Genomic DNA, 23,363 nt, shown 5'->3' with positions numbered 1-23,363 from the left:
GAACGGGAAGGCCACGGTCGCGTGAGTACAGTCCACCCCCCTGAAGGCACAGACAGCACAGGCACCCAGGACCGCCCCGCGCGGCTCACCGTCGGCGTCGTCGGCGCCGGACGCGTGGGCCCCGCCCTGGCCGCGTCCCTGCAGCTCGCCGGGCACCGCCCGGTGGCCGTCTCCGGTGTCTCCGACGCCTCCCGCAGGCGCGCCGAGAAGACGCTGCCCGGGGTGCCGCTGGTGCCCCCGGCCGAGGTGCTCCGGCGCGCCGACCTGGTGCTGCTCACCGTCCCCGACGACGCCCTGCCGGGCCTGGTCACCGGCCTCGCCGAGACCGGCGCCGTCCGCCCCGGCCAGCTCCTCGTGCACACCTCCGGCCGGTACGGCGTCTCGGTGCTCGAACCCGCCCTGCGCGCGGGCGCGCTGCCGCTCGCGCTGCACCCGGCGATGACCTTCACCGGCAGCCCCGTGGATGTCCAGCGCCTGGCGGGCTGCTCCTTCGGCGTCACCGCGCCCGAGGAGCTGCGGCTCGCGGCGGAGGCCCTGGTCATCGAGATGGGCGGCGAGCCGGAGTGGATCAGCGAGGAGAACCGCCCGCTCTACCACGCGGCCCTCGCCCTCGGCTCCAACCACCTGATCACCCTGGTCGCCCAGTCCATGGAGCTGCTGCGCACGGCCGGGGTCGGCGCGCCCGACCGGATGCTCGGCCCGCTGCTCGGCGCCGCCCTGGACAACGCCCTGCGCTCCGGCGACGCCGCCCTCACCGGCCCCGTCTCGCGCGGGGACGCGGGCACCGTCGCCGCGCACATCGCCGAGCTGCGCGCGCACTCCCCGCAGACCGTCGCCGGGTACGTGGCGATGGCCCGCGCGACCGCCGACCGCGCCCTCGCGCACGGCCTGCTCAAGGCCGAGCTGGCCGAGGACCTGCTCGGCGTGCTCGCCGACCAGGAGACCGCCACCGGCACCGACGCCGACGGACCCGGGGACGACGAAGAGAACGGCCCCGAGGGGAACGACCGATGAGCACCGCCCTGCTGAGCACCGCCGACGAGCTGCACGCACGCGTGCGCCACGGCCGCCGTGCCGTCGTGATGACCATGGGCGCCCTGCACGAGGGCCACGCCACGCTGATCCGCGCCGCCCGCGAGATCGCCGGGCCGGACGGCGAGGTCGTCGTCACCGTCTTCGTCAACCCGCTCCAGTTCGGCGCGGGCGAGGACCTCGACCGCTACCCGCGCACCCTGGACGCCGACCTCGCGCTGGCCGGACGCGCGGGCGCCGACGCGGTGTTCGCCCCGGCCGTGGACGAGGTCTACCCCGGCGGCGAGCCCCAGGTGCGGATCACCGCGGGCCCCATGGGCGGCCGCTTGGAGGGCGCCACCCGCCCCGGCCACTTCGACGGCATGCTCACCGTCGTCGCCAAGCTGCTCCACCTCACCCGGCCCGACGTGGCGCTGTACGGGCAGAAGGACGCCCAGCAGCTCGCGCTCATCCGGCGCATGGTGCGGGACCTCAACTTCGGCGTGGACATCGTCGGCGTGCCCACCGTCCGCGAGGAGGACGGTCTCGCCCTGTCCAGCCGCAACCGCTACCTCGCCCCCGCGGAGCGCGCCACCGCCCTCACACTGTCCCGCGCCCTGTTCGCGGGCCGGGACCGGCACGCGGCCCAGGAGGCGCTGCGCGCGCGGGCCCTGGAGGTGCCGTCCACGCACGCGCGCGCCGAGGCGCTGAGCGCCATAGGCGAGTCGCGGGCGGCGGCCGACGCGCACGCCGTGGCCACGGCCGCGCCCGGCGGCCCGGCGGCCGTCCGCGCGGCCGCCCGCCAGGCCCTGGACGAGGCCGCCCGCTTCGACCCGCCGCTCGACCTGGACTACCTCGCCCTGGTCGACCCGGCCGACTTCACCGAGATCCCCGACGACTTCACCGGCGAGGCGGTCCTCGCCATCGCCGCGCGGGTCGGCTCGACCCGGCTGATCGACAACATCCCGCTCACCTTCGGCAGCCCTGGAGCCGCCTTGTGACCAGCACCGGCATACGACTGCACGCGCCCGCCCCCGGCTGGTCCATCCCGGCCGACGTGGTGGTCGTCGGCTCCGGCGTGGCCGGCCTGACCGCCGCCCTGCGCTGCGAGGCGGCCGGGCTGACGACGGTCGTCGTCACCAAGGCCCGCCTCGACGACGGCTCCACCCGCTGGGCGCAGGGCGGCATCGCGGCCGCCCTGGGCGACGGCGACACCCCCGAGCAGCACCGGGACGACACCCTGGTCGCGGGCGCGGGCCTGTGCGACGAGAACGCCGTACGCCTCCTGGTCTCCGAGGGCCCCGACGCCGTACGGCGGCTGATCGACACCGGCGCCCGGTTCGACACCGACGACGCGGGCTCCATCCAGCTCACCCGCGAGGGCGGCCACCACCGGCGCCGCATCGCCCACGCGGGCGGCGACGCCACCGGCGCGGAGATCTCCCGCGCGCTGGTCGACGCCGTCCGCGCGCGGGGCCTGCGCACCATCGAGAACGCGCTCGTCCTGGACCTGCTCACCGACGCCGAGGGCCGCACCGCCGGAGTCACCCTGCACGTCATGGGCGAGGGCCAGCACGACGGCGTGGGCGCCGTGCACGCGCCCGCCGTGGTGCTCGCCACCGGCGGCATGGGCCAGGTGTTCTCCGCGACCACCAACCCCTCGGTCTCCACCGGCGACGGCGTGGCACTGGCGCTGCGCGCGGGCGCCGAGGTCAGCGACCTGGAGTTCGTGCAGTTCCACCCGACCGTGCTCTTCCTCGGCCCCGACGCCGAGGGCCAGCAGCCGTTGGTCTCGGAGGCGGTACGCGGCGAGGGCGCCCACCTGGTCGACGACGACGGCACCCGCTTCATGCTCGGGCAGCACGAGCTGGCCGAGCTGGCCCCGCGCGACATCGTCGCCAAGGGCATCACACGGCGCATGCAGGAGATGGGCGCCGAACACATGTATCTCGACGCCCGGCACTTCGGCGCCCACATGTGGGAGCACCGCTTCCCGACCATCCTCGCCGCCTGCCGCGCCCACGGCATCGACCCGGTCACCCAGCCCATCCCGGTCGCCCCGGCCGCCCACTACGCCTCCGGCGGCGTCCGCACCGACGACCGCGGCCGTACGACCGTTCCCGGCCTGTACGCGTGCGGCGAGGTCGCCTGCACCGGCGTGCACGGCGCCAACCGGCTCGCCTCCAACTCCCTGCTCGAAGGGCTCGTCTACGCCGAGCGCCTCGCCGCCGACATCGCGGCAGAGCAGGCAGAGCAGGCCGGGCACACCGCGAACGGCCCGCACACGCGCGTGCCCGTGCCCGCGCCCGTCCCGCACCCCGGCACGCCCGCGCACCCCCTGCTGGCCCCCGAGGACAAGCTCGCCGTGCAGCGGATCATGACCGAGGGCGCGGGCGTCCTGCGCTCGGCCGCCTCCCTGGAGCGCGCCGCCCGGCGCCTCGCGGAGCTGCACGACCGGGCCAGCGACGCCCTGGACGGCGAGGGCAAGACCGCCGAGCCCGGCGTCGACACCTGGGAGGCCACCAACCTCCTGGACGTGGCCCGCGTCCTGGTCGCCGCCGCGGCGCTGCGCGAGGAGACCCGCGGCTGCCACTGGCGCGAGGACCACGCCGACCGCGACGACGCCCACTGGCGCCGCCACCTGGTGGTGACCCTTCGCGCGGACCGTTCGCTGGCCGTACGCACCACCGAGAGCGCAGACTTCCCCCCTACCCGGTGACACCTCTGTCCACCGGGTGAACCCGCGTCCCCAGGAGCAGTGACGAACGTGAGCACCGACGACCTTCCCCTCGCCCCGACCGGCGGCTGCGGCGACGGCTGCGCCTGTGGCGCGGACGAGGAGGGCGAAGAGCAGCTGGAGTGCGGGCTCGACCCCGCGCTGGCCGCGCTGCTGGCCGAGGCCGGGCTCGACCCCGTCGAGGTCGAGGACATCGCCAACGTCACCGTCCAGGAGGACCTGGCCGGCGGCGTCGACGTGACCACCGTGGCGACCATCCCCGAGGACGCGGTGGCCACCGCCGACTTCGTCGCCCGCGAGGCAGGCGTGGTGGCGGGCCTCCGGATCGCCGAGGCCGTGCTCTCCGTGGTCTGCGAGGACGAGTTCGAGGTCGAGCGGCACGTCGACGACGGCGACCTGATCGAGGCCGGACAGCGCCTGCTGTCGGTCACCACCCGCACCCGCGACCTGCTCACCGCCGAGCGCAGCGCGCTGAACATCCTGGGCCGCATGTCCGGCATCGCGTCCGCCACGCGCGCGTGGGCCGACATCCTGGAGGGCAGCCGCACGCGCGTGCGCGACACCCGCAAGACCACCCCCGGCCTGCGCTCCCTGGAGAAGTACGCGGTGCGCTGCGGCGGCGGCGTCAACCACCGCATGTCGCTGTCCGACGCCGCCCTGGTCAAGGACAACCACGTGCTCGCCGCCGGTGGCGTGGCCCAGGCGTTCAAGGCCGTACGGGAGACCTTCCCGGACCTGCCGGTCGAGGTGGAGGTCGACACCCTGCACCAGCTGCGCGAGGCCGTGGACGCGGGCGCCGACCTGATCCTGCTGGACAACTTCACCCCCGGCGAGTGCGCCGAGGCCGTCGCCGTCGTCGCGGGCCGCGCCGAGCTGGAGGCGTCCGGGCGGCTCACCCTGGAGAACGCCCGCGCCTACGCCGACACCGGCGTGGACTTCCTGGCCGTCGGCGCCCTCACCCACTCCTCGCCGGTGCTCGACATCGGCCTGGACCTGCGCCCGGCGGAGTGAGGCGGATGCTGCTCACGATCGACGTCGGCAACACCCACACCGTCCTCGGCCTCTTCGACGGCGAGGACATCGTCGAGCACTGGCGCGTGTCCACCGACCCGCGCCGCACGGCCGACGAGCTGGCGGTGCTGCTCCAGGGCCTGATGGGCAAGCACCCGCTGCTCGGCGACGAACTGGGCGACGGCATCCACGGCATCGCCATCTGCGCCACGGTGCCCTCGGTGCTGCACGAGCTGCGCGAGGTCACCCGCCGCTACTACGGCGACGTGCCCGCGGTGCTGGTCGAGCCCGGCGTCAAGACCGGGGTGCCGGTCCAGTTCGACAACCCCAAGGAGGTCGGCGCCGACCGCATCATCAACGCGGTCGCCGCCAACGAGCTGTACGGCGGCCCGGCGATCGTCGTCGACTTCGGCACCGCGACCACCTTCGACGCCGTCTCCGCGCGCGGGGAGTACGTCGGCGGGGTCATCGCGCCCGGCATCGAGATCTCGGTGGAGGCGCTCGGCGTCAAGGCCGCGCAGCTCCGCAAGATCGAGGTGGCCCGCCCCCGGAACGTGATCGGCAAGAACACCGTCGAGGCCATGCAGTCCGGCATCGTCTACGGGTTCGCCGGACAGGTCGACGGGGTGGTCGGCCGGATGGCGCGCGAGCTGGCCGACGACCCCGACGACGTCACCGTGATCGCCACCGGCGGTCTGGCGCCGATGGTGCTGGGCGAGTCCTCGGTGATCGACGAGCACCAGCCCTGGCTGACCCTGATCGGCCTGCGCCTGGTCTACGAGCGCAACGTGCCACGCAGGTAGCGGGCGTACGGGTGGGGGCCCAGGGCCGGGCGGGGGAACCCTGGGTCCGACACGCGTTACACGGCGCCCCATTCCGTAACTTTTGTCCGATTAGCGGTAGCGTCGCCGCATGCCCACGCCATACGGAACTCGCGGCGGCATGGCGTTCGGCGCGGAGGAGCTGCGTGTGCTCCGCCGCGCCCTCGCCCTCGCCCTCCACCCCGGCACGGCCTCGGCCGAGGACGTGCAGGACTGCTTCCGCCTCGCCGACTCGGTCGACGAGGCACTGGACGAAGCGGCTCGCCTGCGCGCCTTCCTCCTGGCCGACCTGGACCGCTACCGCGCCGCCCTGCCCGGCACCGCGGCCGGTTACCTCGCCCTGCTCCAGGAGGCGCTCGGCGCCGGGCACCGGCCCGTCCCGGACGACCTCGCGGCCCTGCGCGCGCTGCGCGGCAACCCGCTGGCGGCCGCGCTGCTGGCCCACTGCCAGGACCTCGTCGAGCAGCGGGTCCGTGCCCGCTTCGCGACGGGCGCGCCCACCGTCCCCGCCCCCGCCGCACCGCCCTCCCGCGCCCGTCTGCTGGCCCTCCCGGGCGGCGCGGAGGTGCCCCGGCCCACCGGGGCCGACGAGTCCGGGGAAGCCGCTCAGAAGCCCGCCGAGGAGCCCTCCCGGCCCCCGGCCCCGCGCCCCGGCGAGCGCCCCGCCGAACCGGCCGCCCCCAAGCGCCCCGTCCCCACCCCCGGCGAGGTCTTCCCGCGCCGCAAACCGCAGTCGCCGCCCGCCGGTCAGGAACACGCCCACCATCTCGTCGCGGGCTGACCTGGCCCTATGGGACGGGATGGGCCGAACCGCCCACCCCGTCCCGGCCCGGCCGCCCCGCGTGGCTACTCTGGAGCCATGGACTACGTCTCCGCGCTGGTGCCCCCCTTCGTCATGGCCGCCTTCTTCATCGGTGTCGTCAGGGTGATCGTGAAGACCCAGGGCGGGGCGGCCAAGGGCAAGGAGGACGCGGCCGTCGACGCCGCCCTCGCCCGTGCCGAGAGCGCCCGCCCGGCCGTCCCCGGCGACGTCTGAGCGACCCCCGCACGTCGGCGCCGATTTGACCGGATCTCCCACTAATATTTGTTTTGTGCCTCGCCCCTTGGGAGATCTCGAAGACGCCGTCATGTCACGGGTGTGGAAGTGGAACCGCCCGGTGACCGTCCGGGAAGTCCTGGAAGACATCCAGCAGGATCGCTCCATCGCGTACACCACCGTCATGACGGTTTTGGACAATCTCCATCAGAAGGGCTGGGTCCGCCGTGAGGCGGAAGGGCGCGCCTATCGATATGAGGCCGTCTCCACCAGAGCCGCCTACGCGGCCGCGCTCATGAACGACGCCTGGTCGCAGAGCGACAACCCGGCCGCCGCTCTCGTCGCCTTCTTCGGGATGATGAGCGAGGAACAGCGCCAGGCCCTCAGCGACGCCATCCGTATCGTCCAAGGGCCGCAAACGCGTGAGAACCCCGGCTCGGCGGAGGACACCGGCGGGCGATAGCGTCCGCTCATGTCAGCGAAGAGCCCCGAAGTCTCCGCGAATGCCATCACCGTCCGGCGTGCCCGGACCAGCGATGTTCCCGCTCTCCGTCGACTCCTCGACGCCTACTCGCGTGACCGCATCCTGCTCGACAAAGCCACGGTCACCCTTTACGAGGACATCCAGGAGTTCTGGGTCGCGGAACGCGCCGACAACGCCGACAACGCCGAGGTCGTCGGCTGCGGCGCCTTGCACGTCATGTGGGAAGACCTCGCGGAAGTCCGCACCCTCGCGGTGAACCCCGCCCTCAAGGGCGCCGGGGTGGGGCACCGGCTGCTCGGGAAGTTGCTGGAGACCGCACGCCTGCTCGGTGTTAGCCGCGTTTTCTGTCTGACCTTCGAAGTCGACTTCTTCACCAAGCACGGCTTCGTGGAGATCGGCGAGACGCCCGTTGACCCCGATGTGTACGCGGAGCTCTTGCGCTCCTATGACGAGGGTGTCGCGGAGTTCCTCGGTCTCGAACGAGTGAAACCCAACACCTTGGGCAACAGCCGGATGCTTCTGCATCTGTGATCGCCAATGCCCCGGTTCCCTATGTCCGAAACGCGCACGTTTCCGGACGGGAGAGGGTACGCGGTCTCTCCCTGAGGGTTTGTGTTTTTCCGGCAAAAGCGGTTTGCTTTCCGGCGTACTGCTGCACTGCATATAACAGGGGCGGCTAAACGGCGTACGCCGCGGACCTCCCCGTCCTCACGTTTTCGATGAAAGGAAATCCCGTGGCACAGAAGGTTCAGGTCCTTCTTGTCGACGACCTCGACGGCGGCGAGGCTGACGAGACCGTGACGTTCGCGTTGGACGGCAAGACGTACGAGATCGACCTCACGACCGCCAATGCGGACAAGCTGCGGGGCCTTCTCGACGCGTATGTGAAGGGCGGCCGTCGTACCGGTGGCCGTTCCTCCGGTGGCCGCGGCAAGGCCCGCGCCGCTTCCGGTGGCAACCAGGACACCGCGGCCATCCGCGCCTGGGCCAAGGAGAACGGCTACGACGTGAACGACCGCGGCCGCGTTCCCGCGTCCATCCGCGAGGCTTACGAGAAGGCCAACGGCTGATCACGCCCCCGCACGGGCGGCTCGGCGCCCACCCGCCGCAGCCGGACCCGATGGCACCGCGCTGCCACGGTGTCCACCAGCCGCACCAGATCGGGGGCGCCTTCCACGCCCTCGAAGGACGGCAGCGCGGGCAGCGCAGCCTCCACATCGCGCCCCGGCTCGGGGGGCCGCAGCCATACGGCGGCCCCCTGCAAGGCCCCGGCGTCCGGCCTCGGCACCGCCGCGCCCACCCCCCGCACGGGCGGCTCCGGCGCCTCCGTCACGCCCCCGGCGCCCAGCGCGCGCAGATCCAGCGCCAGCGCCCCCCACTCCAGCCAGTCGAGCAGCCCCGGCAGCTCCTCCGCGCTGCCCGCGGCCACCAGCAGCCGCATCCGGCCGCCCATGAGGGCCACCGGGGAATCCGGCGCCAGATGCCGCAGCGCCGCCGCCCCCGCCTCGGCCGGGACGTCCAGCACGTCGAAACGCACCCCCGTCACCAGCCGCAGCGGCGCCCCGGGCGCCGTCGCCCAGCCCAGCACGCGTTCGTACCAGTGCCGGGCCGCCGCTTCGGGGGCCGGGCCGGACGGACGCCTCGGGCGCGGGAAGGGGAGCGCCGGTGACGCGGGAGATGGCGCCGGGGATGGCGCCGGGGATGACACCGGGGTGGACGCCGGGGGAATTGAGCCAGCCATGCCAGGTGCAACCGCCGAAGCCCTCCCGGAGTTACGCTGAGCGTCCGGACGGTCGCGCTGTGTGCGGCGAGGGGGAGCGCATGGGCGCACGGGGAGTCGCGAGGTTGTTCGCCCATAGCGGAGGGAACCGGTGCGCGCGGCATGGACCGCCGGTCCCCGCGGGTAAGACATGCCTAGTGGGAGGGGGCGACACGCAGGAAAGGCCGTCTCACGTTCGCCATCGGCGGAACGGTGAGTGGGGTAACTGCCTGGCCTGCGGGAACATCGTCTCGCACCATCGAGTTGGAGCAGATGTCGGCGTTCGGGGTCAGGAGGCCATCGACGGTGTCGGCAGTTGGAATGAGCGGTCCCCGCTTGCGGGACTAAGCTGCGGAAGGACAGGGAGGGGAAGTTCCCCCCACTGCCTGACCGCTCTGAGGAGCGATTAACGATGTTCGAGAGGTTCACCGACCGCGCGCGGCGGGTTGTCGTCCTGGCTCAGGAAGAAGCCCGGATGCTCAACCACAACTACATCGGCACCGAGCACATCCTCCTGGGTCTCATCCACGAGGGTGAAGGTGTCGCCGCTAAGGCCCTGGAGAGCCTCGGCATTTCGCTTGAGGCGGTCCGTCAGCAGGTGGAGGAGATCATCGGTCAGGGCCAGCAGGCCCCGTCCGGCCACATCCCCTTCACCCCCCGTGCCAAGAAGGTCCTGGAGCTCTCGCTCCGCGAGGCCCTTCAGCTCGGCCACAACTACATCGGCACCGAGCACATCCTGCTCGGCCTGATCCGTGAGGGCGAGGGCGTCGCCGCCCAGGTCCTGGTCAAGCTGGGAGCGGATCTCAACCGGGTGCGGCAGCAGGTCATCCAGCTGCTCTCCGGCTACCAGGGCAAGGAGACGGCCACCGCAGGCGGCCCGGCCGAGGGCACCCCCTCGACCTCCCTCGTCCTGGACCAGTTCGGCCGGAACCTCACCCAGGCCGCTCGTGAAACCAAGCTCGACCCGGTCATCGGGCGCGAGAAGGAGATCGAGCGGGTCATGCAGGTGCTGTCCCGCCGTACGAAGAACAACCCGGTGCTGATCGGTGAGCCCGGCGTCGGCAAGACCGCCGTCGTCGAGGGCCTCGCCCAGGCCATCGTCAAGGGCGAGGTGCCCGAGACCCTCAAGGACAAGCACCTCTACACCCTGGACCTCGGTGCCCTGGTCGCCGGCTCCCGCTACCGCGGTGACTTCGAGGAGCGCCTGAAGAAGGTCCTCAAGGAGATCCGCACCCGCGGCGACATCATCCTGTTCATCGACGAGCTGCACACGCTGGTCGGTGCGGGCGCCGCCGAGGGCGCGATCGACGCCGCCTCCATCCTCAAGCCGATGCTGGCCCGCGGTGAGCTCCAGACCATCGGTGCCACCACGCTGGACGAGTACCGCAAGCACCTGGAGAAGGACGCGGCTCTCGAGCGCCGCTTCCAGCCCATCCAGGTCGCGGAGCCGTCGCTGCCGCACACGATCGAGATCCTCAAGGGCCTGCGCGACCGGTACGAGGCGCACCACCGCGTCTCCATCACCGACGAGGCGCTGGTCCAGGCCGCCACCCTGGCCGACCGGTACATCTCGGACCGCTTCCTGCCGGACAAGGCGATCGACCTGATCGACGAGGCCGGTTCCCGGATGCGCATCCGCCGGATGACCGCGCCGCCGGACCTCCGCGAGTTCGACGAGAAGATCGCCGGTGTCCGCCGGGACAAGGAGTCCGCGATCGACTCGCAGGACTTCGAGAAGGCCGCCTCCCTGCGCGACAAGGAGAAGCAGCTCCTGGCCGCCAAGGCCAAGCGGGAGAAGGAGTGGAAGGCCGGCGACATGGACGTCGTCGCCGAGGTCGACGGCGAGCTGATCGCCGAGGTCCTCGCCACCGCCACGGGCATCCCGGTCTTCAAGCTGACCGAGGAGGAGTCCAGCCGCCTGCTCCGCATGGAGGAGGAGCTGCACAAGCGGGTCATCGGCCAGGTCGACGCCGTCAAGGCGCTGTCCAAGGCGATCCGCCGTACCCGCGCCGGTCTGAAGGACCCGAAGCGTCCCGGTGGCTCGTTCATCTTCGCCGGTCCGTCCGGTGTCGGTAAGACCGAGCTGTCCAAGGCGCTCGCCGAGTTCCTCTTCGGTGACGAGGACGCGCTGATCTCCCTCGACATGTCGGAGTTCAGCGAGAAGCACACGGTCTCCCGGCTCTTCGGTTCGCCCCCCGGTTACGTGGGCTACGAAGAGGGTGGCCAGCTCACCGAGAAGGTGCGCCGCAAGCCGTTCTCCGTCGTCCTCTTCGACGAGGTCGAGAAGGCCCACCCGGACATCTTCAACTCGCTGCTGCAGATCCTGGAGGACGGTCGCCTGACCGACTCCCAGGGCCGGGTCGTGGACTTCAAGAACACGGTCATCATCATGACGACCAACCTCGGCACGCGGGACATCTCCAAGGGCTTCAACCTGGGCTTCGCCGCCTCCGGCGACTCGAAGACCAACTACGAGCGCATGAAGAACAAGGTGTCGGACGAGCTGAAGCAGCACTTCCGCCCCGAGTTCCTCAACCGCGTCGACGACGTGGTCGTCTTCCCGCAGCTGACCCAGGCCGACATCCTCCGGATCGTCGACCTGATGATCGGCAAGGTGGACGAGCGCCTGAAGGACCGGGACATGGGCATCGAGCTCTCCCAGTCCGCCAAGGAGCTGCTCTCCAAGAAGGGCTACGACCCGGTGCTGGGCGCGCGTCCGCTGCGTCGCACGATCCAGCGCGAGGTCGAGGACACCCTCTCGGAGAAGATCCTCTTCGGCGAGCTGCGCCCCGGCCACATCGTGGTCGTGGACACCGAGGGCGAGGGCGAGAACCAGACCTTCACCTTCCGAGGCGAAGAGAAGGCCGCCCTCCCGGACGCCCCGCCGATCGAGCAGGCGGCGGGCGGAGCGGGTCCTAACCTGAGCAAGGACGCGTAGCCCTCCGGGGTTCGCGTAGGTCCGGAAAAGGGGGCCGGTGCTTTCGAGCACCGGCCCCCTTTTCGGGTTTTCAGGGCACGACGTCCGAGTTCTTTCGAGGAGCGTTTTCCCCGAGGTCTTTCTCGAGCATGTTCCGGCCGCGCGTGCGGTCCATCTCGCGCCACTCCGGCCGTAGCCCCGCCAGATTCGTGGTGAGGAAGTAAGCGGTCCCGCAGGCGAGCAGGACCGGTACGAGTCCGGCGGAGGCCACCGCCGCCCCGGCGACCAGCCCACCGAGCGGGATGCCCGCCCAGGCCAGCGAGTCACCGAGCGCGTTGACCCGGCCCAGCATCCGGCGGGGGACCCGTTCCACCAGGACCGCGCCCAGTACGGGGTTGAGGAAGCCCGCGCCGAAGCCGCTGACGGCCATGACGGCCAGCACCACGCCGAGCCGGACATCGACGGCGAGGATCAGGAACCTGGGCGCTCCCGCCAGCAGGAAGCCGATCAGGACCACCGCCCTGCGCCGCAGCCGGTGAGCGAGGACCGCGGCGATCAGGCTTCCGACGACCGCCGCCGCTCCGGTCACACTGCCGGTGAGACCGAGCGCGGCCGGTCCGTGACCCGATTCCCTGGCCCAGACGGGCCTCAGGACCGTGTTGAACGCGGCGTCGAGCAGGTTGGTGACGGCCACCATGACGATGGCGGTGAGCAGCAGCGGCTCCGTGCGCAGAAAGGTGAAGCCCTCGCCGAAGCGCTGCCAGTAGCCCGCTCCGGACTCTCCGGCCCGGCGCGCGGCGGCCTCGGCCGGCCGTGCCACCCGGCGGGGGAACGCCACCGCGATGACCAGCGAGCCCAGGGCGAAGCAGCCCGCGTTGACCGCGACGCAGGTGAGGGGGTCGAGCAGGGCCACCAGCGAACCGCCGACGGCGGGGCCGACCGTGGCGGCGAGCCGCTCGATCACCCCGGACAGGCCGACCGCCCGCTCCAGCGGCACTCCGCCGCGCTCGGCCGCCTCCGGGACCATGACTTCCTTGGCCAGGTCGCCGGGTCCACGGGCGGCGCCGATCACCGCGACCAGTGCCAGCAGCAGCGGGAAGGACAGCAGGTGCAGGGCATGGAAGAGGGGGATGGCGGCGGCGGCGACGGCGCTGACGAGGTCCGTGGTCCAGGAGACGGTGCGCGGTCCCGCCTGGTCCACCAGTGGTCCGGTGAACGCCTTGACCGCGACGTAGGGGGCCATCTCGCAGAAGGCGACCAGCCCGGTCCGGGTGGCACTGCCGGTCGTGACCAGGATGAACCAGGGCAGCGCCACCGCGGAGACCCGCGTGCCGGTCAGGGAGACCGCCATGGCGGTCAGCACCCCGGCCAGCGGCCGTAAGGACCGCTTGCCGAGGCCGGTGCCGGTGCTCGGGGACGCCTCGGTCATGACGTCTCCGTAGCTGTCACGACCTCAGGATCGGCGCGGTCGTCCGGTGTTGCGGGCGAGTCCAGTTCGGGCAGGAGGTGCGTGACGAGGCCGACCCGCTCGGCTCCCTCCGGCGCACTCGCCGCCGCCTCGGGCGTGTCTCGCCGGTAGCGGGCGATGACAGCCCTCAACTCCTCGCGCAGCGTGGCGGCTTCCTCGGGGGTGAGGCGCAACGCCCAGTCGCTCAGGTCGAAGTTGTCCCGCCAGACAGGGGGCATCGTCTGCAGCTCGTTCAGCGTCTGCTGGACGCGCAGGGTGTAGGCGGCGGAGACGGACTGCAGGTAGGCGAGCGTGGCCTCGGGCTCACGGTCGGCCAGTTCCCGGTCGTTCAGCTCGGTCATCTGATGGACCGAACGCCACCAGCGTTCACGGGCGTTGCCGCGCTCCGCGTCCTCCTCGACGAACCCGGCGTCGCCGAGCTGGCGCAGGTGATAGCTGGCCGTCCCGGAGTTCACCCCGAGCCGCTCCGCGAGGCGGGTGGCCGTCGAGGGGCCGTACTTCCGCAGCAGTCCTACCAGCCGGACCCGCACCGGATGCGCCATGGCCCGCAGCCCCTTGGCGTCCAGCACGGCCGAGTTCACGTCAGTGGGCAGGCCCTCGGGCCGCTTCATCGCGTCGGTCACCCTGCGGAGACTAGACCGCCAAGACTCCTTCGCAAAGGGTTCTTCGCAAAGAAGTCTTGGCGGATTGCCGGGATCAGGCGCCCCGGTGCGCCCGGCCGATGCTCAGGACAACTGCCCGTCGTAGTCCGGGAGTTTGAAGGTCTTCTCCGCGTGGCCGCCGGTCAGGTCGGAGGTGCTGTTGCCGATGTTGGCGATGATGTCGTAGCCCCGGCGTTCGATGTCGGCGCGCTGGGCGGTCTTGTAGGCGGCGACGTCCTTGAAGAGATCGGTGAGACCGCGTACGCGCAGGTCGGTGACGCGGTAGCCGTCGTGTTCCAGGTTGTAGGACGTGGGCCAGTGCAGGATGCCCGGGCGGGCCGTGACGAAGAAGAGGGCCACGCCGTGGTCCTGGGCGTACTGGGCGACCCTCAGGACGGGGCGGTTGGCGGGCTGGGGGTACTGGAAGCCGAAGTCCGTCTCCAGGGTGGTGTTGTCCACGTCCAGGACGATGGCCTGCTTCCCGCCCGAGGCGACGCGGCTCTGGAGGTAGGGGAGTGCCTCGTCCATCACCCGCCCGCAGTCCCGCTGCCAGGTGGCGTAGTCGACGGCGGCGGCCGTGGGGGCGGCCTGGGCGGGGGCGGCGAGCGCGGTGAGTGCGGCGGTGGAGACGGCGACGGCGGCGGTCCGGCGCGCCCATAAGCGTCTGGTCATGCCGGAACCGTAGGGTTACCGGACGGTAGGTTGCTAGAGGCGGGCGTCACATTTATGGGGCCCGCGATCTCCCCCGCCGGTGACATGCCGCACAGGCGAAATGTCCGGTACTAGCCGGGATAGTGGCATCTCGAACCAGGTCAAACCTGGACGTAAACATCGAAACCCAGAGTGATACCGGCAGGCCGTACCGCCTGGTGGCTCCGGGGTGCCTGGTCTGTCAAGAGATGACCGATTTCAGATACTTCTACTACCTCGTGCCGTAGATGGGCCCTTTGAACCCGGATGGGGTGAGGGGTTACCAATGTGGAGTCCCGCCCGGCACACGGTGAAACATCCGTACGCCGGGTGGCTCTCTGTCTCCGAGTTCACGAGGTATCGATGTTCAAGCGTTCCACGTCTGTCCGTACGTCCGCGCTCCGCACTCGCGTGGCCGTCCTGGCCGCCGCTGTCGGTGGCGCGGCCGTGCTGGGTGGCGGGGTTGCCAGCGCCGCCTCCGCCTCCGCGACCTCCTGGGTCGACCCGGTGAAGAAGTACACCCTCTCCGCCAGCTTCGACCAGGGCGGCAGCCACTGGGCCCACAAGCACAGCGGTCAGGACTTCGCGGTGCCCACCGGCACCGAGGTCCTCGCGGCCCACGGCGGCACCGTCGTCAAGGCCGGCCCGAACGGCGCCGGTGACGGCCCCGCGTACGGCAACGCCATCGTCATCAAGCACGGCAACGGTCTGTACTCGCAGTACGCCCACCTGTCCCGTGTGGACGTCAAGATCGGCCAGGTCGTCAAGACCGGCCAGCACATAGCCAAGTCGGGCAGCACCGGTAACTCCACCGGCCCGCACCTGCACTTCGAGATCCGCAAGACGCCGAACTACGGCTCGGCCGTCAACCCGGTCGTCTTCCTGAAGGCCCACGGCGTCCACGTCTGAGCCCCGGGCGACCGCCCACCCCCGGCCCTCGGTGGCCACCGACGGTAGTCCGGACCACGGATGTCCGGACTACTTCCTGCCGCGGGCGCCCTCGTGCGCCTGCGTCACCAGATCCACGGCGACTTCGAGAACCGCTTCGCGCTTCTTCTCGGGGTCGCCTTCCAGGTCCACCAGCAGAAACATCCCGGCGTGCAGGGTGAAGAGCGCGCTGATGGAGCGGACCTGGTCCACCATCTCGGCATCGGGGTCGATGATGATCTCCCGGAGGCCCTTCATCCGTTCCTTGAACGTGTCCCCGATGCGCAGTTCCCGCACCGTCGCCTGGTTCTCCTGCATGAACCGGAAGAGCGGCTGCGCCCCGGCCAGCGCCGCGCTGTAGCGCCGTACGATCTCCTGCTTGGTCTGAAGGGTGTGCGGCTGGCTGCGGCCCCACTCGATCAGCTCCTCGATCGGCTGCGTCAGATCCTCGAAGAGGCTGACGATGATCTCCTCCTTCGTCTTGAAGTGGTAGTAGAGAGCCGCCTTGGTGACGTCGAGGTGCTCGGCGATCTCGCGCAGCGAGGTCTTCTCGTAGCCCTGTTCCGCGAAGAGTTCGAGCGCGACGTCCTGGATGCGCTGGCGGGTGTTCCCGCGACGCTGCTGCTTGGTGCCGTCCATGGTGTCGCCCATCCTCGTACTCCCCCTGCTCCCGCGGAAACTTACTTGACGCCCGGCTAGTGGCAGGCTACCTTCCAGCATAGTGAACTAGCCGGGCGGCAAGTAAGTAGCAGTCGCCAGGGGGAGTGGGAGAGATGGCGGACACGCAGCAGGCCGCAGCGGGCCAGGCGGAGACCGAGCAGCCGGAGAAGCAGCCGAAGAGCGTACGAGTGGTTCTGCTCGCGCTCATGATCGCCATGATGCTGGCGATGCTGGACAACATGATCGTGGGCACCGCGATGCCCACCATCGTGGGCGATCTGGGCGGGCTCGAGCACCTGTCCTGGGTCGTGACGGGGTACACCCTCGCCACCGCGGCCTCGACCCCGGTCTGGGGCAAGATCGGTGACATGTACGGGCGCAAGGGCGCCTTCCTCGGCTCGATCGTGATCTTCCTGATCGGCTCCGCGCTCAGCGGCATGGCCCAGGGGATGGGCGAGCTGATCGCGTTCCGGGCCGTCCAGGGCCTGGGCGCCGGTGGTCTGATGGTCGGCGTCATGGCGATCATCGGCGACCTGATCCCGCCGCGTGAGCGCGGCAAGTACCAGGGCATGATGGCCGGCGTCATGGCGCTGGCGATGATCGGCGGCCCGCTGGTCGGTGGCACCATCACCGACAACTGGGGCTGGCGCTGGACCTTCTACATCAACCTGCCGCTCGGCGCGGTCGCGCTGGCGCTGGTCTCGGCCGTGCTGCACCTGCCGAAGAAGCGGTCCAAGGCGGGCATCGACTACCTCGGCGTGGTCCTGCTGACCGTCGGCATCACCGCGATCGTGCTGGTCACCACCTGGGGTGGCACCGAGTACGCCTGGACCTCCGCGCGGATCATGGAGCTGACCGCCCTCGGCGTGGTCTCGCTGGTCGGGTTCGTGTTCTGGCAGACCAAGGCCGCCGAGCCGGTGCTGCCGCTGCACATCTTCCAGAGCCGCAACTTCACCCTGATGTCCCTCATCGGCTTCGTCACCGGCTTCGTGATGTTCGGCGCGACGCTCTTCCTGCCGCTGTACCAGCAGGCCGTGCAGGGCGCCTCCGCCACCAACTCCGGGCTGCTGCTCCTGCCGATGCTCGGCGCGATGCTGGTGACCTCGATGGTCGCGGGCCGGGTCACCACGAACAGCGGCCGCTACAAGGTCTTCCCCGTGGTCGGCGGCGTGCTGATGATCATCGGGCTGTACCTGATGTCCACGATGGACACCGAGACCACCCGGCTGACCTCCGGGATCTACATGGCCGTGGTCGGCGCGGGCATGGGCTGCCTGATGCAGGTCACCATGCTGGTCGCGCAGAACAGCGTGGAGATGAAGGACATGGGCGTCGCGTCCTCCTCCGCCACCCTGTTCCGCACCCTCGGCTCGTCGTTCGGTGTGGCCGTCATGGGCGCCCTGTTCAACAACCGGGTGCAGGACGTGATGACCGAGCGGGCCGGTGCGCTGGGCAAGGGCGTCACCGAGAAGTCCGCCCAGCTCGACGCGGCCAGCCTCGCCAAGCTGCCCGTCGCGGCGCGGGAGGCGTACCAGCACGCGGTGTCCGCGGGAACGCACTCCGCGTTCCTGCTCGGCTCCGCCATCGCCGTCGCGGTCCTCGTCGCGGCCGTCTTCGTCAAGGAGGTCCCGCTGCGCGGCGGCCCCCAGAAGCCGTCCACCGAGCCCACGGACGCCATCCCGGCGCCGGTGATCGAAGCGGTCTGACCCCGCACGGAAGAGGCCCCCCGACCGACGGTCGGGGGGCCTTCGCGCGTTCAGCTCCGCAAGGTCGGCGGCACCGTGTAGCTGCCCGTCGCCGTGGGGGCGTGTTCCGGGAGCCAGAGGACCGCCACCGCGCCCTCGCCGAGCGGGCGGATGTTGCGGAAGGTGAGGCGGGCGCCGAGCACGCGGGCCTGTCCGGCGGCGATGGTGAGACCGAGGCCGTGGCCCTGGCCCGCGCGGTCCTCGCTGCCGGTACGGAAGCGCAGCGGGCCCTCCGCGAGGAGTTCCTCGGGGAAGCCCGGGCCGTGGTCGCGTATCCGGATCACCCGGCCCTCGACGGTCACCTCGATGGGCGGCTCGCCGTGCCGGGCGGCGTTGGTCAGCAGGTTCAGCAGCACCCGCTCCAGCCTGCGCGGGTCGGTGGTGACCTCCGACTCGTGCACCACCCGTACCGTGATGTCCGGGTCCTTCGCCGCCACCCGCCGGGCCACGAACTCGCCCAGCATGATGTCCTGCAGCTCGGCCCGCTCGGAGGCGCCGTCCAGCCGGGCCACCTCCAGCACGTCCTCGACCAGCGTGCGCATGGCCTTGGCCCGGTCGAGGACCAGCTCGGTGGGGCGGCCGGGCGGCAGCAGCTCGGCGGCCGTGAGCAGCCCCGTCACCGGGGTGCGCAGCTCGTGCGCGATGTCCGCGGTGACCCGCCGCTCCGCCTCCAGCCGCTGGCGCAGCGCGTCCGCCATCGCGTCCACCGCGCGGGCGAGGTCGTCGGCCTCGTCCCGTACGACTCCGCCGATGGCCTCCCGCACCCGTACGTCGGTCTCGCCGGTCGCCAGCCGGTTCGCGGCCACCGCGGCCTTGCGCAGCCGCCGGGACAGCTGGCCGCCGATCACCACCCCGAGCGCGCTGCCGCCGAGCACCACCGCGATGGAGCCGATGAGCAGCGCCTGGTCGAGGTCGGCCAGCACATCCGCGGACTTGTCCGGGAAGGCGCCGTGGAGGGACAGCACATGGCCGTTCTTGACCGGCACCGCGGCCCAGATGTCCGGCTCACCGCTGCCCGTGTCACTGACGTAACTGGCCCGGCGCCCCTCCTCCACCTTGTGCCGCAGCTCGGCCGGCATCGTGGGGTCGTCGATCTTGATGCTGGGGAAGTTGGGCCGCCCGGCCAGCTCGTAGTTGCGCTGGGCGAGCTGGACCCGCTGGTTGGCCAGGTCACGGGCGTTGTCCAGCATCGAGACCCGGGCCGCGTTGTGCACGACCAGGCTCAGCGCGAGCGCCACAAGACCCGCGACCAGCGCGATGGCCGCGCTCAGCTTCCACCGCAGACCGGTGCGCAGGCCCACGCCCGCCACCCGCCGCACCGGACGCCCGAAAACGCTTGGCATGACTCAGCCCCGCAGCTTGTAGCCGAAACCGCGGACCGTCTCGATCCGGTCCTGGCCGATCTTCTGCCGCAGCCGCTGCACATGGACGTCGACCACGCGGGTGTCCCCGCCCCAGCCGTAGTCCCAGACCCGCTCCAGCAGCTTGTCGCGGGAGAGCACGGTGCCAGGCGCGCCGGAGAACTCCAGCAGCAGCCGCATCTCGGTCGGGGTGAGCGCCACCGTCTCCCCGGCCCGCCGCACCTCCATGCCGTCGGTGTCCACCTCCAGCTCGCCGAAGGTCAGCACCCCGTCGGTGTCCGCCGGGCCGTCCGCCCCGGCACCGGTCGGGTGCCCGGCGTGCCCGAAGCGGCGCAGCACCGCCCGGATACGGGCGACCAGCACCGCCCCGTCGAACGGCTTGGTCACATAGTCGTCGGCGCCCGCCTCCAGGCCCAGCACCACGTCGATGGAGTCCGCCCGCGCCGACAGCATGATCACCGGCACCGTCGACTCGTCCCGGATACGACGGCACAGGCTGACCCCGTCCAGACCCGGCACCATCACGTCCAGCAGCGCGATGTCCGGCCGGTCGGCGCGGAACGCCGCGAGCCCCGACAGTCCGTCGGGCATGGCGGTGACCGCGAAGCCGTCCCGCTCCAGGGCGAGCTGGGTGGCCTCGCGGATGACGTCGTCGTCCTCGACGAACAGGACGTGCGTGTGCTCTGGCATCCGGGTGCTCTCCGTCCTCGTGGTCGCGGCGCCGCGTCAGTCGCCCGGCACGGGGGACGGCTCGTGGCCCACCGCTCCGCTGTAGTCCGTGTGCACGGGCTTGCCGGGCGTGAACCGGCCCGCCTTCCACTTGTACGGGATCACGTCCTCGCCGGACGGGCTGGAGATGGGGTCCCCCTTGCTGTACACCTGCTTGGTCACGGTCAGCGCGCCCTGGTCGATCTCCGCGTAGACCGGCGACTCCTCGGCCTTGAACACGTTCCGGTACGAGCCGTCCGTCTCGCGGTACACATACGCGCCGATGCCCACCGCGTCGGCGCAGGTCAGCACGTTGACCACGACGTCGGAGCGGTCCGAGTCGGTCAGATCGCCGTAGGAGACGTCCACCGGGTAGTCGTCGCCGCTGCCGCACGGCTTCAGCTCGTGCTTGACGGCGGCCGACACCGCCGGGTCCCGCTTCAGCAGGCTCACCGCGTCGACGCGGTGGTACCCGGCCGCCGGGCTGGGCGCGGGGGAGGCGGGCGCCGCTCCGGCCACGGCGGAGGCGTGCGCCGGGCCCTCGTCCCGCGCACCGGTGCCACCGGCGCCGCAGGCGGTCGCGGAAAGGCCGACGGCGGCGATCCCGGCCACCGCCGTGATCACCGCTCCGGTGCCTCGGACACGTCTGGGCCCCCCGTTCAGGCCGCGCAACGCTCCCGCTCCTCACGCTCCAGCGCGCGTGCCTCCAGATCGCGGGACTCCAGCTCCTCGCGGAGCCGGGCGAGCGCCCGGTGCAGCGTGCTCTTGACCGTGCCCGCGGACATGCCGAGGGCCGCGGCCGTCTCTTCCGTGGACATCTGCTCCCAGTGTCGCAGCACCACGACACTTCGCTGCTTGGGAGCGAGCACCTTGAGGATGTCCATCAGCAGGGCCCGGTCGGCGTACTGCTCGGTGGAGTCCGACACCGGGCCCTCCGGGAGCTGCTCGGTCGGCACTTCCTCCAGCTTGCGCGCCCGCCACCACTCCGTACGGGTGTTGATCATGACGCGGCGCAGATAGGCGTCGGCCAGCCGCTTGTCGGCGATGCCCTCCCAGCGCCCGTACGTCCGGGCCAGCGCGGTCTGGAGCAGGTCCTGCGCGTCCACCGGGTCCGGCACCAGCCGACGGGCACTGCGCAGCAGCGCGTCCTGCCGGGTCCGTACGTACTCCTCGAACTCGAGCACCTCGCCCTGCGCCATGTCCGACCGCCTTCCGTCTCCCCGTAGCCCGGCTCACGCCGGGGGCCCGCTTCCACCGGCCCGGTGGTCCGCCGGGCACGGGACGAAGTTACGGAGCGGTTGTCACGGAGCTGTCCGAAGCAGCCAGCGGCCGGCCCTCGGCTGTCCGTCGGTTGTGTAACAGCGGTGGGTACGGGGTACGGAATGCGCCCGCCATGTCCTGGTACGGGATGCTTTGTTGACCGCACCGGGCCGTGACGGTCGGCCCGTGCGCTGTGACCTCGCTGTGTGTCAGCTCAGCGGCAGCCGGTACAGGCCGCCCGGCAGCGGCTCCACCAGACCGTCCGTGACGAGCCCGTCCAGCGCGCGGGCCCGCTGCACCGGCTCGTGCCACACCCGGTCCAGCGCCTGCTGCGGCACCGGCACATGGGCGTCCCGCAACACCGCGAGCAGCTTCCCGCGCACCTGGCGGTCGGTGCCCGCGTACGTCTGACCGCGCCGGGGCGGACCCTCGTGCTCCGGCTTGCCCGCGAGCCGCCAGGCGCACTGCGCGGCGATCGGGCAGCGGTGGCACTCCTCGTTCTTCGCCGTGCACACCAGCGCGCCCAGCTCCATGGACGCCGCCGCCCAGCGCGCGGCCGTGCCGTCCTCGGCGGGCAGCAGCTCGCGGGCCAGCCTGCGCTCGGCGGCCGTGGTGGCGTTCGGCGGATAGCGCACCCCGGTCACCGCCCGCGCGAAGACCCGGCGCACATTGGTGTCCAGCACCGGATGCCGCTGCCCGTAGGCGAAGGAGGCCACGGCGGCGGCCGTGTACTCCCCGATGCCGGGCAGCGCCAGCAGCTGGGCGTGGTCGGTGGGTACGTCACCGCCGTGCCGCTCCGTTATGGCGACGGCGGCGCCGTGCAGCCGCAGCGCGCGGCGCGGGTAGCCGAGTCGGCCCCAGGCGCGCACCGCCTCGCCCGGCGGCTCCTTCGCCAGGTCGGCCGGGCGCGGCCAGCGGGCGAGCCACTGTTCGTAGACGGGCAGCACCCGGCTGACCGGGGTCTGCTGGAGCATGAACTCACTGACCATCACGCCCCATGGCCCCGCCTCCGGGCGGCGCCAGGGGAGGTCGCGGGCGTGGGCGTCGAACCAGTCGATCACTGGGGCGTGAAGCTTCTCAGTCATGGCCTTCCGATCCTGCCACGCCTGGCGCGCACCGGAGGGGTCACCGCCCGCGCACGGAGCGTCGCGCTGGGCACAAGGTGCCGGTGTGCGAGGGAAGTTACCGGGATGATGATCCGGAAAAGTTGGTGCGAGGGCGGCGGGGGACGCGAGTCGTGGGCATGATCTCTCGTAGAGTTCCCGCGTGGGATCTCTGCGCAATCCGGTCGGGCCGCTTCCCTCCTCCATCTACTGGCGACGGAGGGTCGTCATCGTGTCCGTGATCGCCCTGTTGGCGCTCGTGGTCACCTGGATCGTCGTGTCGGGGGGCGGGGGCGGCAAGAACGGCGCCAACGGTCCCGACGGCAAGAATCCCGCGTCCACGATCACACCGGGCCCCTCCGCGTCCGGCCCCGCGATCAGCCAACACCCCGGCGGGCGCGACGAGTCGGGCAGTGGCGGCTCCGGCGACGGCGGTGCGGGAGACGGTGGTTCGGGCGACGGGTCCGGTGACGGCTCCGGCTCGGACGGCTCCGGCGACGGCGGTTCCGGCGGTGACTCCGGCTCGGGCACGGGCGGTTCGGGCTCGGCTTCGGGCGCGGGTGGCGGCAGTGTCGGCGCGGGTGACGCGCTGGCCGCGTCCTCCCCGCTCCCCGTCTGCGTCCCCGGCAAGGTCACGGTGAGCCTGCGCAGCAAGCGCAACTCCTACTCGCCCGACGAGACCCCCACCTTCGAACTCGTCGTGCGCAACGGCTCGTCCGGTGACTGCAAGGTCGACCTCGGCCCCGAGCACGCGGTTCTGGCGATCACCCCGGCCGACGGCGACGACCCGTACTGGGCCTCGGACGACTGCCCCAAGGGCGCCAAGAGCCTGGTCTTCCGGGTCCCGGCCGACGAGAGCATCACCTACCCGGTGAAGTGGGACCGCCACCCGAGCGCCCCCGAGTGCGCCACCCCACCCGCGGGCAAGGCCAAGCCGGGCACCTACCTCCTGGAAGCAAAGGCCCCGGGCTTCACGGAGACCCAGACGTCCTTCGTCCTGTCGGCGGATTGAGCTGATCAGCGG

Annotated in this window: 24 protein-coding genes; 14 read left to right on the top strand and 10 right to left on the bottom strand. The window is 71.7% G+C overall.

Annotation, left to right across the window (positions count from 1 at the left end; translation table 11 throughout):
• Positions 1-21: 21 nt before the first annotated feature.
• From ACI2LY_RS22980 to ACI2LY_RS22935, 10 genes are all read left to right on the top strand, one after another.
• On the top strand, positions 22-1,014 hold the full coding sequence (locus tag ACI2LY_RS22980; protein WP_404708814.1) for a Rossmann-like and DUF2520 domain-containing protein: 993 nt from the start codon (positions 22-24) through the stop codon (positions 1,012-1,014).
• A complete protein-coding gene (gene panC / locus ACI2LY_RS22975) occupies positions 1,011-2,012 on the top strand; it encodes a pantoate--beta-alanine ligase (protein WP_404708813.1) in 1,002 nt (333 codons plus the stop codon). Before ACI2LY_RS22980 ends, panC begins: the two co-directional genes overlap by 4 nt.
• The gene (locus ACI2LY_RS22970) at positions 2,009-3,730 is read left to right on the top strand and encodes an L-aspartate oxidase (protein WP_404708812.1); all 1,722 of its coding nucleotides are present in this window, start codon (positions 2,009-2,011) and stop codon (positions 3,728-3,730) included. Before panC ends, ACI2LY_RS22970 begins: the two co-directional genes overlap by 4 nt.
• Before the next feature lie 48 nt (positions 3,731-3,778).
• Positions 3,779-4,759, top strand: a complete 981-nt coding sequence (nadC, locus tag ACI2LY_RS22965; RefSeq protein ID WP_404708811.1) for a carboxylating nicotinate-nucleotide diphosphorylase — start codon at positions 3,779-3,781, stop codon at positions 4,757-4,759.
• Between the two features lie 5 nt (positions 4,760-4,764).
• Positions 4,765-5,562, top strand: coding sequence for a type III pantothenate kinase (locus ACI2LY_RS22960; RefSeq protein WP_404708810.1), 798 nt, complete (start codon positions 4,765-4,767; stop codon positions 5,560-5,562).
• Between the two features lie 139 nt (positions 5,563-5,701).
• Positions 5,702-6,361, top strand: a complete 660-nt coding sequence (locus ACI2LY_RS22955) for a hypothetical protein (RefSeq protein WP_404709174.1) — start codon at positions 5,702-5,704, stop codon at positions 6,359-6,361.
• Between the two features lie 78 nt (positions 6,362-6,439).
• Positions 6,440-6,616 (top strand): hypothetical protein, encoded by a 177-nt coding sequence (locus ACI2LY_RS22950; RefSeq protein WP_389004378.1) that lies wholly within the window; start codon positions 6,440-6,442, stop codon positions 6,614-6,616.
• Positions 6,617-6,683: 67 nt separating this feature from the next.
• Positions 6,684-7,079, top strand: coding sequence for a BlaI/MecI/CopY family transcriptional regulator (locus tag ACI2LY_RS22945; protein WP_389004380.1), 396 nt, complete (start codon positions 6,684-6,686; stop codon positions 7,077-7,079).
• Positions 7,080-7,088: 9 nt separating this feature from the next.
• Positions 7,089-7,631: an amino-acid N-acetyltransferase gene (locus ACI2LY_RS22940; RefSeq protein ID WP_404708809.1), complete on the top strand. Its 543-nt coding sequence runs from the start codon at positions 7,089-7,091 to the stop codon at positions 7,629-7,631.
• 203 nt (positions 7,632-7,834) lie between these two features.
• The gene (locus ACI2LY_RS22935; RefSeq protein WP_130338348.1) at positions 7,835-8,170 is read left to right on the top strand and encodes an Lsr2 family protein; all 336 of its coding nucleotides are present in this window, start codon (positions 7,835-7,837) and stop codon (positions 8,168-8,170) included.
• Here ACI2LY_RS22935 and ACI2LY_RS22930 read toward each other — a convergent pair.
• The gene (locus ACI2LY_RS22930) at positions 8,149-8,841 is read right to left on the bottom strand and encodes an SCO3374 family protein (RefSeq protein WP_404708808.1); all 693 of its coding nucleotides are present in this window, start codon (positions 8,839-8,841) and stop codon (positions 8,149-8,151) included. The genes ACI2LY_RS22935 and ACI2LY_RS22930 overlap by 22 nt on opposite strands.
• Before the next feature lie 430 nt (positions 8,842-9,271).
• Here ACI2LY_RS22930 and ACI2LY_RS22925 point away from each other — a divergent pair, with 430 nt between their 5' ends.
• Positions 9,272-11,797 (top strand): ATP-dependent Clp protease ATP-binding subunit, encoded by a 2,526-nt coding sequence (locus ACI2LY_RS22925; RefSeq protein WP_404708807.1) that lies wholly within the window; start codon positions 9,272-9,274, stop codon positions 11,795-11,797.
• 70 nt (positions 11,798-11,867) lie between these two features.
• Here the strand turns inward: ACI2LY_RS22925 and ACI2LY_RS22920 are convergent, their stop codons facing one another.
• The 3 genes from ACI2LY_RS22920 to ACI2LY_RS22910 form a co-directional block, all read right to left on the bottom strand.
• Positions 11,868-13,205, bottom strand: a complete 1,338-nt coding sequence (locus ACI2LY_RS22920; RefSeq protein WP_404708806.1) for an MFS transporter — start codon at positions 13,203-13,205, stop codon at positions 11,868-11,870.
• Complete coding sequence (locus ACI2LY_RS22915; protein ID WP_404709173.1) at positions 13,202-13,855, bottom strand: ArsR/SmtB family transcription factor; 654 nt, start codon at positions 13,853-13,855, stop codon at positions 13,202-13,204. The genes ACI2LY_RS22920 and ACI2LY_RS22915 overlap by 4 nt, the downstream gene beginning before the upstream one ends.
• Positions 13,856-13,969: 114 nt before the next feature.
• Positions 13,970-14,557, bottom strand: a complete 588-nt coding sequence (locus ACI2LY_RS22910) for an HAD family acid phosphatase (RefSeq protein WP_404708805.1) — start codon at positions 14,555-14,557, stop codon at positions 13,970-13,972.
• A 381-nt stretch (positions 14,558-14,938) separates the two neighbouring features.
• Here ACI2LY_RS22910 and ACI2LY_RS22905 point away from each other — a divergent pair, with 381 nt between their 5' ends.
• Positions 14,939-15,484, top strand: a complete 546-nt coding sequence (locus tag ACI2LY_RS22905) for a M23 family metallopeptidase (protein ID WP_389004395.1) — start codon at positions 14,939-14,941, stop codon at positions 15,482-15,484.
• 69 nt (positions 15,485-15,553) lie between these two features.
• Here ACI2LY_RS22905 and ACI2LY_RS22900 read toward each other — a convergent pair whose 3' ends face one another.
• The gene (locus ACI2LY_RS22900) at positions 15,554-16,153 is read right to left on the bottom strand and encodes a TetR/AcrR family transcriptional regulator (protein WP_404708804.1); all 600 of its coding nucleotides are present in this window, start codon (positions 16,151-16,153) and stop codon (positions 15,554-15,556) included.
• A 122-nt stretch (positions 16,154-16,275) separates the two neighbouring features.
• On the opposite strand from ACI2LY_RS22900, the gene ACI2LY_RS22895 reads away from it, so the two are divergent.
• Positions 16,276-17,868 (top strand): MDR family MFS transporter, encoded by a 1,593-nt coding sequence (locus tag ACI2LY_RS22895; protein WP_404708803.1) that lies wholly within the window; start codon positions 16,276-16,278, stop codon positions 17,866-17,868.
• 50 nt (positions 17,869-17,918) lie between these two features.
• Here the strand turns inward: ACI2LY_RS22895 and cseC are convergent, their stop codons facing one another.
• The 5 genes from cseC to ACI2LY_RS22870 form a co-directional block, all read right to left on the bottom strand.
• Entirely contained in the window at positions 17,919-19,250 is a 1,332-nt protein-coding gene (gene cseC / locus ACI2LY_RS22890) for a two-component system sensor histidine kinase CseC (protein ID WP_404708802.1), read from the bottom strand.
• A 3-nt stretch (positions 19,251-19,253) separates the two neighbouring features.
• Positions 19,254-19,958, bottom strand: coding sequence for a two-component system response regulator CseB (cseB, locus tag ACI2LY_RS22885; RefSeq protein ID WP_404708801.1), 705 nt, complete (start codon positions 19,956-19,958; stop codon positions 19,254-19,256).
• A 36-nt stretch (positions 19,959-19,994) separates the two neighbouring features.
• On the bottom strand, positions 19,995-20,600 hold the full coding sequence (locus tag ACI2LY_RS22880; protein WP_404708800.1) for a hypothetical protein: 606 nt from the start codon (positions 20,598-20,600) through the stop codon (positions 19,995-19,997).
• Between the two features lie 35 nt (positions 20,601-20,635).
• Positions 20,636-21,175, bottom strand: coding sequence for a SigE family RNA polymerase sigma factor (locus ACI2LY_RS22875; RefSeq protein ID WP_393593793.1), 540 nt, complete (start codon positions 21,173-21,175; stop codon positions 20,636-20,638).
• A gap of 270 nt (positions 21,176-21,445) precedes the next feature.
• Positions 21,446-22,321, bottom strand: coding sequence for an A/G-specific adenine glycosylase (locus ACI2LY_RS22870; RefSeq protein WP_389004408.1), 876 nt, complete (start codon positions 22,319-22,321; stop codon positions 21,446-21,448).
• 181 nt (positions 22,322-22,502) lie between these two features.
• Between ACI2LY_RS22870 and ACI2LY_RS22865 the strand changes: the two genes are divergently transcribed.
• Positions 22,503-23,351: a hypothetical protein gene (locus tag ACI2LY_RS22865; protein ID WP_404708799.1), complete on the top strand. Its 849-nt coding sequence runs from the start codon at positions 22,503-22,505 to the stop codon at positions 23,349-23,351.
• The last annotated feature ends 12 nt before the right edge of the window (positions 23,352-23,363 follow it).

Source organism: Streptomyces sp. NPDC002176, from assembly GCF_044903645.1.
Classification (GTDB): Bacteria; Actinomycetota; Actinomycetes; order Streptomycetales; family Streptomycetaceae; genus Streptomyces.
Note: the sequence above shows the minus strand (reverse complement) of the source record. Positions and strands in the feature narration are given on the sequence as shown.

What these genes read in the sequence shown, in the direction of transcription:
- ACI2LY_RS22920 (WP_404708806.1), bottom strand. Translation starts at nt 13,205, where the DNA reads ATGACCGAGGCGTCCCCGAGCACCGGCACCGGCCTCGGCAAGCGGTCC.
- ACI2LY_RS22900 (WP_404708804.1), bottom strand. Translation starts at nt 16,153, where the DNA reads ATGGGCGACACCATGGACGGCACCAAGCAGCAGCGTCGCGGGAACACC.
- cseB (WP_404708801.1), bottom strand. Translation starts at nt 19,958, where the DNA reads ATGCCAGAGCACACGCACGTCCTGTTCGTCGAGGACGACGACGTCATC.
- ACI2LY_RS22915 (WP_404709173.1), bottom strand. Translation starts at nt 13,855, where the DNA reads ATGAAGCGGCCCGAGGGCCTGCCCACTGACGTGAACTCGGCCGTGCTG.
- cseC (WP_404708802.1), bottom strand. Translation starts at nt 19,250, where the DNA reads ATGCCAAGCGTTTTCGGGCGTCCGGTGCGGCGGGTGGCGGGCGTGGGC.
- ACI2LY_RS22910 (WP_404708805.1), bottom strand. Translation starts at nt 14,557, where the DNA reads ATGACCAGACGCTTATGGGCGCGCCGGACCGCCGCCGTCGCCGTCTCC.
- ACI2LY_RS22930 (WP_404708808.1), bottom strand. Translation starts at nt 8,841, where the DNA reads ATGGCTGGCTCAATTCCCCCGGCGTCCACCCCGGTGTCATCCCCGGCG.
- ACI2LY_RS22895 (WP_404708803.1), top strand. Translation starts at nt 16,276, where the DNA reads ATGGCGGACACGCAGCAGGCCGCAGCGGGCCAGGCGGAGACCGAGCAG.
- ACI2LY_RS22955 (WP_404709174.1), top strand. Translation starts at nt 5,702, where the DNA reads ATGGCGTTCGGCGCGGAGGAGCTGCGTGTGCTCCGCCGCGCCCTCGCC.
- ACI2LY_RS22875 (WP_393593793.1), bottom strand. Translation starts at nt 21,175, where the DNA reads ATGGCGCAGGGCGAGGTGCTCGAGTTCGAGGAGTACGTACGGACCCGG.
- ACI2LY_RS22925 (WP_404708807.1), top strand. Translation starts at nt 9,272, where the DNA reads ATGTTCGAGAGGTTCACCGACCGCGCGCGGCGGGTTGTCGTCCTGGCT.
- ACI2LY_RS22905 (WP_389004395.1), top strand. Translation starts at nt 14,939, where the DNA reads ATGTTCAAGCGTTCCACGTCTGTCCGTACGTCCGCGCTCCGCACTCGC.
- ACI2LY_RS22950 (WP_389004378.1), top strand. Translation starts at nt 6,440, where the DNA reads ATGGACTACGTCTCCGCGCTGGTGCCCCCCTTCGTCATGGCCGCCTTC.
- panC (WP_404708813.1), top strand. Translation starts at nt 1,011, where the DNA reads ATGAGCACCGCCCTGCTGAGCACCGCCGACGAGCTGCACGCACGCGTG.
- ACI2LY_RS22940 (WP_404708809.1), top strand. Translation starts at nt 7,089, where the DNA reads ATGTCAGCGAAGAGCCCCGAAGTCTCCGCGAATGCCATCACCGTCCGG.
- ACI2LY_RS22960 (WP_404708810.1), top strand. Translation starts at nt 4,765, where the DNA reads ATGCTGCTCACGATCGACGTCGGCAACACCCACACCGTCCTCGGCCTC.
- ACI2LY_RS22870 (WP_389004408.1), bottom strand. Translation starts at nt 22,321, where the DNA reads ATGACTGAGAAGCTTCACGCCCCAGTGATCGACTGGTTCGACGCCCAC.